Here is a 1916-nt window from a genome sequence, read left to right as displayed (position 1 = left end):
CTCGGTGATGATGGACGGCTCCCTGCTGGAAGATATGAAAACTCCTTCAGATTTTGACTACAACGTAAACGTGACCAGTAAAGTCAGTGAAATGGCCCATGCATGTGGTGTTTCAGTCGAAGGTGAGCTTGGCTGTCTCGGATCACTGGAGACCGGCATGATGGGCGAGGAAGATGGTCACGGTGCTGAAGGTAAATTAGATCATAGTCAGTTGTTAACCGATCCCGATGAAGCTGTTGAGTTTGTCAGGCAAACCCAGGTAGATGCGTTGGCGGTTGCCATTGGTACCAGTCATGGTGCATATAAATTTACCCAACCACCCACCGGTGAAGTGCTTGCCATCAGTCATTTGAAGACCTTGCAACAACGTTTGCCCAATACCCATTTTGTGATGCATGGATCCAGTTCTGTGCCGCAGGACTGGCTGGAAATCATTAATACCCATGGTGGAAATATTGGCCAGACCTATGGTGTGCCAGTGGAAGAAATTGTTGAAGGAATTAAATACGGTGTGCGTAAGGTAAATATTGATACTGATTTACGGATGGCTTCAACCGGTTCTATCCGCCAGTTTTTGAACGATGAAAAAAATGCAGCGGTGTTTGACCCGCGTAAATTTTATAAAGAAGCGACCAAAGCGATGCAGGCAATCTGTCAGGCACGTTATGAAGCGTTTGGCAGTGCCGGCCATGCCAGTAAAATCAAACCCATTTCATTACATGACATGGTAGAGCGTTATCGTAGTGGAGAACTTACTCCTAAGTTTAATTAACGTTGATTTGCTAGTGGCTTTTGCAGCATTTTCTGGAAATTGCTGAAGCTGGAAAATCGTGTCTCCTGACATTCGCTGCCAGTCTTTGCCGTGATTCAGGTAAAATAACTCACTTGCTAATAACAGGGCATCTTTCGTGTTACAACTTTTTGCTATCGCTGTAGGTGGCGCAGTTGGCGCTATAATGCGTTTTGCTATGTCTAACGGCGTTTATAAATTATTCGGTCGTGACTTTCCCTATGGAACATTAGCAGTGAATGTCCTGGGTTCTTTGCTTATAGGGGTGCTGTTCATTCTGCTGATTGAAAAACTTGCCGTAGCGGCGGAATGGCGTGCTGGTTTGCTGGTCGGATTACTCGGTGCATTTACCACGTTTTCAACCTTTTCTCTGGAAACCTTTACCTTGATGGAAAATGGCGCTTTTATCAAAGCGGGATTAAATGTATTTTTAAGCGTTGTATTATGCCTTGCGGCCACCTGGTTGGGTATTAGTCTTGGAAGACAGCTATGAATCTGACATTGGTAAGAATTTATTTATCTGATGGTCGGCATGAAGTACGGCAGGTCATTAAGTGGCTTGAGCAGAATAAAATTCGCTTTACCGTATTTCGCGGCATCGCGGGTCTGGGGTCAGATGGGTTAGTGCATAAAGCTTCATTATTGGATCTTTCGTCGGATCTGCCGATGGTTATTGAACTTTTTGATAAACCGGAACAAATAAACGATATCATCACCACAATAAAAACACTGGTTGAGGCTGATCATATTGTCAGCTGGCCAGTTCAAAGCGGAATTTAACATGTTAGACCTCAAATTATTACGTACCGAACCGCAGGAAGTTGCAAAAGGTTTGGCTCGTCGTGGCTTTCAGCTTGACGTTGGATTGCTGGAAACCCTGGAAGCAGAACGCCGTCAGGCACAGCTTGATGCGCAGACATTGCAAACTGAGCGCAATGCTCGTTCCAAAATGATAGGTAAGGCAAAAGCTTCCGGTGAGGATATTGCGCCATTACTGGCCGAAATTGATGATTTAGGCGATCAGCATAAAGCTGCCGAGGCGAGATTAGCTAAAGTTCTGGAACAGCTTAATGAGCTGGCAATGGGAGTGCCGAATATCCCGCAGGCCGATGTACCTGCCGGTAAA

At 45.5% G+C, this 1916-nt stretch carries 3 protein-coding genes and 1 pseudogene; all 4 read left to right on the top strand.

Features of this window, described 5'->3' with window-relative positions; all coding sequences use genetic code 11:
* Window positions 1–772, top strand: a 772-nt coding sequence (locus B3182_RS15805; RefSeq protein WP_292753468.1) for a class II fructose-bisphosphate aldolase, incomplete at its 5' end; no start/stop codon positions are given.
* Window positions 773–908: 136 nt separating this feature from the next.
* Window positions 909–1283 (top strand): fluoride efflux transporter CrcB, encoded by a 375-nt coding sequence (gene crcB / locus B3182_RS15800; protein ID WP_292354576.1) that lies wholly within the window; start codon window positions 909–911, stop codon window positions 1281–1283.
* Window positions 1280–1570 carry a DUF190 domain-containing protein gene (locus tag B3182_RS15795; RefSeq protein WP_292354578.1) on the top strand — a complete coding sequence of 97 codons (291 nt, stop codon included), beginning with the start codon at window positions 1280–1282 and terminating at the stop codon, window positions 1568–1570. The genes crcB and B3182_RS15795 overlap by 4 nt, the downstream gene beginning before the upstream one ends.
* Before the next feature lies 1 nt (window position 1571).
* Window positions 1572–1916, top strand: a pseudogene (locus B3182_RS15790) (serine--tRNA ligase); the annotation flags it as partial.

It is taken from the genome of Methylophaga sp. UBA4204, assembly GCF_002379485.1.
Classification (GTDB): domain Bacteria; phylum Pseudomonadota; class Gammaproteobacteria; order Nitrosococcales; family Methylophagaceae; genus Methylophaga.
This window is presented reverse-complemented; position numbering and strand designations above follow the sequence as displayed.